Source organism: Streptomyces sp. NPDC057616 (assembly GCF_042800575.1).
In the GTDB taxonomy this organism is placed as follows: Bacteria; Actinomycetota; Actinomycetes; order Streptomycetales; family Streptomycetaceae; genus Streptomyces.
Map to the genome: position 1 here is coordinate 39,727 of NZ_JBHVGU010000059.1, position 9,152 is coordinate 48,878.

Here is a 9,152-nt window from a genome sequence, read left to right on the forward strand (position 1 = left end):
GTTGCTCTGCTGACAACTTCCCCTCTGACCTGGTGGTTCCTCGTCGCGATCCGAGGCTTACGATGACGGCCGTGACCGACTCCTCCGCCGCCGCGCGCGGCCACGGCCTCCGCCGTGACATCGACCTGCTGGAAGCCCTCGCCTCCGACGAGGCGCAGGAGGCGGGCGGCCTCGGAGTGGTCCGTCTCGCGCAGCTGGTGGGCCGGGAGAAGACCCAGGTCTCGCGGGCGCTGAAGGCCCTGGCCGCCGAGGGCATCGTCGAGCGCGACCCGGACACCCTGGAGTACCGGCTCGGCTGGCGTCTGTTCTCCCTCGTGGCCCGGACCTCCGAGAGCCGCCTGGTGCGCGTCGCCGAGCCGGTCATGCACACCCTGTCGGCGGACCTGGAGGAGACCAGCCACCTGTGCGTGCTCAGCGACCGCGAGGTGCTGACCCTGCTGTCGGTCTCCGGCCACTCCTTCCGCGTCCACGGCTGGGAGGGGCGCGGCGTACCCGCCTGGCAGCTGTCCGCGGGCCGCGTCCTGCTGTCCGACGCGACCCCCGACGAGCTCTACGTCCGCTTCGGCACCAGCAGCGAGATGCCGGTGCAGGACCTCTGGGCCCTCATCCAGGACGGCAGACGGCAGGGCTACGTCCGCGTGAGCGAGGAGTTCGAGGAGGGCCTGGTGGGCGTGTCCGCGCCGGTACGGGACTTCCGTGGCCGGGTCGTCGCCGCCATCAACATCTCCGCCCCGAAGTCGAGACTGGGCGACCGCCTGGACGAGGCGGGCCGCACGACGGCCCGGGCGGCGGCGCGCGTGTCGATGCTGCTGGGCTGGGAGCCCCGACGCCGGCCGACGGTGCGGGCACGGATGACGTGAGCGCTCGCCCGTTGGTCTCGGGGGCGGGGCCGATTGATCTCGGGGGCGAGGTCGACCTGAAGGCGCGGTGTTCAGGCCGGTCCTGACGTTGCGGCCAGGCTGGCTGGGGCTGCCGACCACACGCCATGGGCCGAGCCGACCCCACCGCCGTAACGCCCCGCGTGATCCCTGAGTTGCCCTCACAGCAACCCGCGTTGCGATCCGCAGGAGTGGCCTTGTCGGGCCCATGGCGCGCTCGTAAATTCACCGCGCATCGGACGAGCCTTCGTCCGGAACGGAGAAAAGAGCAGCTCATGAACCTCGCCGGCATCGACCTGTTGGCCAAGGCCCCGCTCGCGGACGGCGATCTCCTCGTCGGCGGCCGCTGGCTCCCGGCCGCCGACGGACGCACCTACCCCGTGCACGACCCGGCCACCGGTGAGGCGATCCGGGAGGTCTCCTCGGCTGGATCGCTGGACGCCCGCGCGGCGATCGAGGCGGCGCAGTCCGCCGCGGCCGAGTGGCGGGCCACGCCCGCCCGCCGCCGTTCGGAGATCCTCCACGACACCTTCGCGCTGATGCGCCGGCACCAGGACACGCTCGCCCGCCTCATCGTGCTGGAGAACGGCAAGGCCCTCCGGGACGCGCAGGCCGAGGTCGGCTACGCGGCCGAGTTCTTCCGCTGGTTCGCCGAGGAGGCCGTCCGCATCGGCTCGTCCTTCGGCGACGCACCGGGCGGCGGCTTCCGGCACGTCGTCCGCCGGCACCCGGTCGGCGTCACCGCCTTCGTGACGCCGTGGAACTTCCCCGCCGCGATGGCCACCCGCAAGATCGCCCCCGCGCTCGCGGCCGGCTGCCCCGTCCTGCTCAAGCCCGCCCCCGAGACCCCGCTCACCGCTCTCGCGGTCGCCGTCCTGCTCACCGAGGCCGGCCTGCCCGCGGGACTGCTGAACGTCCTGCCCACCGACCGCGCACCCGAGGTCGTCCCGGCCTGGCTCGGCGACGAGCGCGTCCGCAAGTTCTCCTTCACCGGCTCCACCGCCACCGGCAAACTGCTGCTGGAGCAGGCCGCCGCGAACGTCGTCAACGTGACCATGGAGCTCGGTGGCAACGCCCCGTTCGTCGTCTGCGCGGACGCCGACGTCGACGCGGCCGTACAGAGCGCGATGGACGCCAAGATGCGCGGAGGCGGCGAGGTCTGCGTCGCCGCCAACCGGTTCTACGTCCACGCCGACGTCGCCGCCGAGTTCACCGAGAAGTTCGGCGCCGCGATGTCCGCCGTCCGCACCGGGCCCGGCCTGGAGGACGGCGTGACCCTCGGCCCCATGATCAACGCGGCGGCCGTCGACAAGATCCGCTCCCTCGTCGACGACGCGGTCTGCCGCGGCGCACGCATCGCCGCGCAGGGCACGGTCCCTGACGAGCCCGGCCACTTCCACCCCGCGACCGTCCTCGTCGACGTCCCCGACGACGCCCGCATCCTCCACGAGGAGGTCTTCGGCCCCGTCGCGCCGATCTGCACCTTCACCGACGAGGACGAGGTGCTGATCCGCGCCAACGCCACGGTCCACGGCCTGGCTTCGTACGTCTGCTCCCGCGATGTCGGCCGCGCGCTGCGCCTCGCCGAACGCCTGGAGGCGGGCATGGTCGGCGTCAACCGCGGCCTGCTGTCCGACCCCGCGGCCCCCTTCGGCGGCGTCAAGCAGTCCGGACTCGGCCGGGAAGGCGGCCGTGAGGGCATCGAAGCCTTCCTGGAGACGCAGTACATCGCCCTGGACTGGCCCAACTGAGCTTCGCCGGTTGGCCGTTCGCATCCCAACTCCAGCTGGGTCCCCATCCCCATACTCGTCCCCGTCCCCGACCCGCCCCGCCGCTCACGACAAGGACCGCACATGGCAACGACGCCTGCGACACCGCCCAGCACCATCCAAGCCCCCGACCATGTGCGTGAACGCCGCCGTCTGCACACCAAGTTGAAGCTCGCCACCCAGATCGGCGAGGGCATCGACGGTTACGTCATCGGCGGCATCGGCATGGCCATGGCCGCCCTCACCACCGACCTGCACCTGTCCACCCTCATGGAGGGCCTGGTCGGCGCGTCCCCGCTCATCGGCATCTTCGTCGGCGGCCCGCTCTTCGGCCGCCTCGCCGACCGCTACGGCCGGCGCCCGGTGTTCCTCGCCGACATGGTGATCTTCCTGGTCGGCTCGGTGCTCCAGTTCTTCGTCGCCGACGGGCTCCAACTCTTCCTCATCCGGCTGGTGATGGGCGTGGCGATCGGCGGCGAGTACGCCATCGGCGCCCCGCTGCTGTCGGAGTACGCCCCCAAGCAGGGCCGGGGCCGGCTGCTGGCCAGCCTGGAGATCAGCTGGTACGTCGGCTACGCGCTCGCCACGGTCGTCGGCGCCCTGTTCGAGAACGTCGACGGCGGCTGGCGCTGGTCCCTGGCCAGCAGCGCGGTCCTCGCCGTCGTGTGCGTGTCCCTGCGCGGCGGCATCCCCGAGTCGGCGCGCTGGCTGCTGAGCAAGGGCCGCCGCGAGGAGGCCGAGGCGCTGATCGAGAAGTACGGCATCGAGATCGACGTCACCGCGGAGCTCGACGAGCGCGCCGCGGTCCAACAGGGCGGATTCCGTGCGCTGTTCAGCCGGGAGCACCTCCGCAGCACGGTGTTCGCGAGCGTCTTCTGGGCCGCGCTCGTCCTGCCGTACTTCGCCATCGGCACGTACTGGACGCAGGTCTTCGAGGCGCTGAACATGGGGGACAACGCGGTCGCCGCGCTCCTGGTCTACTCCTTCACCGCGGTCGCCGGTGTCACGGCCGGCTGCCTGGTCGTGGACCGCATCGGCCGCCGCAGGCTGCTGATCCCGCCGTTCTGGATCACGGCCGGGTGTCTCGCGCTGGTCGCGGTGTGGCCGTCCTCGACGCCCGTCATCGTCTGCGGCTTCCTCTTCTTCATCTTCCTCAACGCGGCCTCCAGCGCCCTCACCGCGGTCTACCCGCTGGAGGTCTTCCCGACCTCGCTGCGGGCCACGGGCGTCGGTTTCGCCACCGCAATGAGCAGGGTCGGCGCCGCGATCGGCACCTTCCTGCTCCCGATGGGCCTGGACCACTACGGCGCCCGGTTCGTCCTCCTGGTCGGCGCAGGCGTCCTCGCCGTCGGCGGCCTGGTCTCCCAGATCCTGGCCCCCGAGACCACGGACCTGGACCTGGCGAAGGCGGCCCGCACGGCCAGGGAGAAGACGGCGCTGTGATCCGGGCGCGGGCCCTGTCCGGCGGCGGACGGGGCCCGTACGGCCGTGCTCCCTACCCGGCGTCGGCCGCCGACGGCCGGTGCGCCTCGGCGTCGACCGACGACCGCAGCGTGTCGAGCGCACGGGCCGACTCCGAGCCCGGCTCGGCGTGGTAGATCGCCAGGATCTGGCCGCCGGAGTCGGCGATCGGCAGTTTCTCCCGGCCCAGTTCGAGCGGGCCGAGCCGCGGGTGACGCAGCCGCAGCGAGCCTCCGGCCAGTGCGGTGACGTCGTGCCGGGCCCACAGCCGCCGGAACTTCTCGCTGCCCAGGGAGAGTTCGCCGACCAGCTGCACGATGCGCGGATCGTCCACGTCGCCGCCCACGGAGATCCGGAACCCGGCGACCAGGCCGCCGGCCGTCTTCTCCCAGTCCGGGTAGAGCTCCTGCTCGGCGGGGTCGAGGAAGATCGTCCGCAGCCGGTTGACGCCGGGCCGGAGGTTGGGCGACACGGCCGTGGCCAGCCGGTTCGCTGCGAGCACGTCGAACGTCCGGCTCTCCACGAACGCCGGGAGGTTGATCACCTCCAGGAGCTGGAGGATCCCGGCGGGCACCACCTCACGGCGCGGCCGCCGGCGCGCGGCCGGGCGCGCGGTGGACAGGCTCAGCAGATGCTCGGTGGCGATCGGGTCCAGCCGGAACACCCGCGCCAGTGCTTCCAGCACCTGCGGCGACGGATTGCGGTCCCGGCCCTGCTCGAGGCGGAGGTAGTAGTCGGCGCTGATGCCGGCCAGCATGGCGACTTCCTCGCGGCGCAGCCCGGGGGTGCGGCGTACGCCCACCACCCGCAGTCCCGCGTCTGCCGGATCGGTCAGTTCACGGCGGGCCCGCAGGTACTCGCCGAGTGCGTTCGGCCTGCTCATGCCCTCGATCCTACGAGCCCGGCCGGGCCCGTGCCTGGTCCTGTCACCCCCAGGATGACCGGGGCACAGGCTATCCCCGCGGCGGCTTCGTACGGTCGGACCAGCTCCCGGAGACGCCGGTGAGCGGAAAGGAAACATGACAGGCAACGAGCTGCCCGGCGGCACCTACCGCGTGGGCGACCTGACCCTCACCCGGTTCGGCTACGGCGCCATGCAGCTGGCGGGACCGGGAGTGTTCGGCCCGCCCGAGGACCGCGACGCCGCGATCGCCGTACTGCGCACGGCCGTCGAGCTCGGCATCCGGCACATCGACACGGCCGACTTCTACGGCCCGTACGTCACCAACGAGATCATCCGCGAGGCGCTCGCGCCGTACCCGGACGGTCTGCACATCGTCACCAAGGTGGGCGCCCGCCGCGACGACCAGGGCAACTGGCTGCACGCCCGCACCCCGGCGGAGCTGGTGCAGCAGGTCCACGACAACCTGCGGCGCCTCGGCCTTGATGTGCTCGACGTGGTGAACCTCCGCGTCGGCGGCCTCGACGCACCCGAACCCGGCTCGATCGCCGACCAGTTCGGCGCGCTCGCCGAGCTGCGCGAGCAGGGCCTGATCCGGCACCTTGGACTCAGCACGGTGAGCGCGGACCAGCTCGCCGAGGCGCAGACGATCGCGCCGGTCGTGTGCGTGCAGAACTTCTACAACATCGCCAACCGGCAGGACGACGAGCTGCTCGACAGCACCGCCCGCCAGGGCATCGCCTATGTGCCGTACTGGCCGCTGGGCGGCATGTCGCCGCTCCAGTCCGACACCCTCGCCAAGGTCGCCGCCCGCTTGGACTCCACCCCCATGTCCGTGGCCCTGGCCTGGCTCCTGCACCGCTCGCCCAACATGCTCCTGATCCCCGGCACGTCGTCGGAGGACCACCTGCGCGCGAACATCACGGGCGCGGCCCTGGACCTCTCGTCGGACGCACGCGCCGAACTGGACGTCATCGGCGGTGAGGCACAGCGCGACTGAGGTGTGGCTGAGTGGCCGGCGCCGGTTTCACGGGCATGTCCGATAGCCCGCAGGGGCCGGCGCCGTGGTGGTCGCGGCCCCCTCGATCCCGGGCCTGCGGGCCGGGCGGGACCATAAATCTCGGCAGCCCCGGGCCGATTGCGGCATCTTTGGCTCATGAGTCGCGGCAGAAGGGGGACTCGTGCGGCCTGCGAGGAGCAGCGGGACCCGGAGCGAGGGGACATGACGGACGACGTCGACGCGGTCATGGACCGACTGAACCCCGACATGTGCGTGGTGACGGCCGTGGCCGGTCCGGAGCGGTCGGGGTGTCTGGTCGGCTTCTCCTGCCAGTGCTCCATCGACCCCGTGCGGTACGTGGTGTGGATCTCCAAGGCCAACCACACGTACGGAGTCGCACGCGCAGCCGACTGCCTGGCCGTGCATCTGCTGACCCGTGAGCAGCACGGGCTGGCGGCCCTCTTCGGCGGCGAGACGGGTGACCGGACCGACAAGTTCGCGGAGGTGCCGTGGAAACGGGGTTACGACGGCTCGATCGTCCTGGAGGACGCGGCCGCCTGGTTCGTGGGCACCGTCGAAGACCGCGTCGACGGTGGTGATCACGTCGGTTTCGTCCTCAGCCCCGTCGAATGGGGCGATCGCACCGACGGCCCCCTGCTGCGGCTCGACGACGCCATGGACATCACGCCCGGCCACCCGGCATGACGTCATGACGTGAGGTCCGCGGCCGCCGGGCACCAAGGGTGCGACGGATCGAGGCGCGCCACGCCATATCCGGACCTCCCCTGAGCGATTTTTTTCAAGGTCACTACCATCTGAGCCAAGACAACCGTTCGACCGGGACGTGCGGTGCGTGCCGGTCGGGGTCGCCGATGCCAGGGTCCGCTCCCCGGGCTGCGGTGATCTTCCTTCCCAGGAGGACCTTCCGCATGTTCCGACGAATTGGCAGCACGGTCGTCAGACATCCCGTCTGGACGATCGTGGCATGGCTGATCGCCGCGGTGGCGATCGTCGCCACCGCTCCGAGTCTGCCCTCGAACAGCGACGAGAGCAGTTTCCTTCCCAAGAGTTACGAGTCCATCAAAGCGGCCGACCTCCAGGCGAAGGCGTTCCCCAGCGCCTTCACCCCGTCCGCGATCGCGCTCTACCAGCGCACCGACGGCGGAAAGCTGACCGCCGCCGACAAGAAGGACATCGCCCGGATCACCACCGAACTGGGCGACAAGCACATCGACCAGGTGCAGAAGGTCGTCCCCGGCCAGCCGTCCAAGGACGGCAGGTACTCCATGACCCTGGTTCAGATGGACAGCAAGAACGCCGGCCAGCCCAAACAGGCCGACGCGGCCAAGGTGCTGCGCGACGACGTCAAGCAGCTGACCAAGGGCACCGATCTGGAGGCCAAACTCGGCGGATCGGCCGCCCAGGCCCTGGACCAGCAGGATTCGTCCAAGCGCGGTCAGGCCCTGATCGGTATCGGTACCTTCGCGATCATCCTGATCACGCTGCTGATCATCTTCCGTGCGCCGATCCTGGCCATCCTCCCGCTGATCCTGATCGGCGTGGTCTCGGCGATCGCCAACGGACTGATCGCCTACGCCACCAAGCTGTTCGACCTCCAGGCCAACAGCTCGATCTCGTCGATCCTGATCGTCGTGCTGTTCGGCGTGGGCACGGACTACTTCCTGTTCCTGATCTTCCGATATCGGGAACGCCTGCGCGCCGGCGACGAACCCAAGCTGGCCATGATCAACGCGGTCGGCAGGGTCGGTGAGGCCATCGCCTCGGCGGCCGGCGCGGTCATCATCGCCTTCCTCGCGCTGGTGCTGTCCACGCTGGGCTTCCTGAAGCAGATGGGTCCGGCGCTGGCCATCGCGGTCACGGTGACCCTGATCGCGGGACTGACCCTGATCCCGGCCGTGGTCTCGCTGATCGGCCCGAAGGTGTTCTGGCCCTCCAAGAGCTGGCAGCGGGAGCCGGAGAACGCCCGTTTCGCCGCCCTCGGCCGCGGGGTGCAGCGGCGCCCCGCCCTGACCGCGGGGGTGTCCGGGCTGGTCCTGGTCGCGCTCTCGCTGGGCATCTTCGGCTACAACGCCACCTTCGACCTGGCGTCCGGCTCCATGCCCAAGACCAAGGAGTCGATGGTCGTCCAGGACGAGATGCAGAAGGCGTACTCGGCGGGTGCGGCCGCGCCGACCGACGTCTACCTCTCCAGCAGTGACGGCAAGCCGCTCGACAAGTCGGCCTTCGGCGCCTACGCGCAGAAGCTCGGGGCCGTTGACGGTGTCGCGAACGCCCGTATGACACAGGTCAACAAGGCGGGCACCACCGCGGACTTCACCGTCACGCTCAAGTACGAGGCGTCCACGGACAAGGCGATCGAGACCGTGGGCCGGGTGCGCGACGTCGCGCACTCCAACGCCCCGGACGGCACCGAGGCCCTCGTCGGGGGCATGTCCTCCATCTACAAGGACATCGACACCGCGGTGAACCACGACTACCGCACCGTCTTCCCCGTCGCCGCCCTGCTGATCATGGTGATCCTGGGCCTGCTGCTGCGCAGCGTGGTCGCCCCCTGGTACCTGATGGCATCGGTGGGACTCGGTTTCGGTGCCACCCTCGGCGCCACCGTGTGGATCTTCCAGGAGGGGCAGGGGCACTCGGGCCTGATGTTCATGCTCCCTGTGATCATGTATCTGTTCGTGGTCGCCATCGGCACCGACTACAACATCCTCATGATCGCCCGGCTCCGCGAGGAGGCCCGCGAGGGCCGCGAACCGCGCGAGGCGGCGGGCATGGCACTGCGGCACGCGGGCCCCACCGTGGCCGCGGCGGGCTTCATCCTGGCGGCCACCTTCGCCACGATGATGCTGGCCGGCAACGCGCTGCTCACGGAGATGGGCTTCGCCGTCTCCTTCGGCATCGCGGTCGCCGCGTTCGTGATGGCGATGTTCTTCACGCCCAGCCTCACCGCGCTCATCGGCCACGCGGCCTGGTGGCCCGGGCACGCCGACCGGGCGGAGGCACCGGCCGGTGCGGGTGCGGGATCGGGCGGTTCCGGCCCGGTCTCCGCGGGCCAGGGCGCGGACGCGCTCGACCACGACCCGGCGGGACGCCGCCGCTAGCCGCAGCATGACGGAAGCAGG

At 70.9% G+C, this 9,152-nt stretch carries 7 protein-coding genes; 6 read left to right on the forward strand and 1 reads right to left on the reverse strand.

Features of this window, described 5'->3' with window-relative positions:
• Window positions 1-62: 62 nt before the first annotated feature.
• From ACFU97_RS42905 to ACFU97_RS42915, 3 genes are all read left to right on the forward strand, one after another.
• Window positions 63-860, forward strand: a complete 798-nt coding sequence (locus ACFU97_RS42905; protein ID WP_384267880.1) for an IclR family transcriptional regulator — start codon at window positions 63-65, stop codon at window positions 858-860.
• Window positions 861-1,153: 293 nt separating this feature from the next.
• Window positions 1,154-2,629, forward strand: coding sequence for an NAD-dependent succinate-semialdehyde dehydrogenase (locus tag ACFU97_RS42910; protein WP_384267883.1), 1,476 nt, complete (start codon window positions 1,154-1,156; stop codon window positions 2,627-2,629).
• 102 nt (window positions 2,630-2,731) lie between these two features.
• Window positions 2,732-4,090, forward strand: a complete 1,359-nt coding sequence (locus tag ACFU97_RS42915; protein WP_384267885.1) for an MFS transporter — start codon at window positions 2,732-2,734, stop codon at window positions 4,088-4,090.
• A 52-nt stretch (window positions 4,091-4,142) separates the two neighbouring features.
• Here ACFU97_RS42915 and ACFU97_RS42920 read toward each other — a convergent pair whose 3' ends face one another.
• Window positions 4,143-4,991 (reverse strand): helix-turn-helix domain-containing protein, encoded by an 849-nt coding sequence (locus tag ACFU97_RS42920; RefSeq protein WP_384267887.1) that lies wholly within the window; start codon window positions 4,989-4,991, stop codon window positions 4,143-4,145.
• A 136-nt stretch (window positions 4,992-5,127) separates the two neighbouring features.
• Between ACFU97_RS42920 and ACFU97_RS42925 the strand changes: the two genes are divergently transcribed.
• The 3 genes from ACFU97_RS42925 to ACFU97_RS42935 all read left to right on the forward strand — a co-directional run bounded on the left by ACFU97_RS42925 (window position 5,128) and on the right by ACFU97_RS42935 (window position 9,131).
• Complete coding sequence (locus tag ACFU97_RS42925; RefSeq protein ID WP_384267888.1) at window positions 5,128-6,009, forward strand: oxidoreductase; 882 nt, start codon at window positions 5,128-5,130, stop codon at window positions 6,007-6,009.
• A gap of 222 nt (window positions 6,010-6,231) precedes the next feature.
• The gene (locus tag ACFU97_RS42930; RefSeq protein ID WP_384267891.1) at window positions 6,232-6,714 is read left to right on the forward strand and encodes a flavin reductase family protein; all 483 of its coding nucleotides are present in this window, start codon (window positions 6,232-6,234) and stop codon (window positions 6,712-6,714) included.
• A 224-nt stretch (window positions 6,715-6,938) separates the two neighbouring features.
• A complete protein-coding gene (locus tag ACFU97_RS42935) occupies window positions 6,939-9,131 on the forward strand; it encodes an MMPL family transporter (protein WP_384267893.1) in 2,193 nt (730 codons plus the stop codon).
• Window positions 9,132-9,152: the final 21 nt, after the last annotated feature.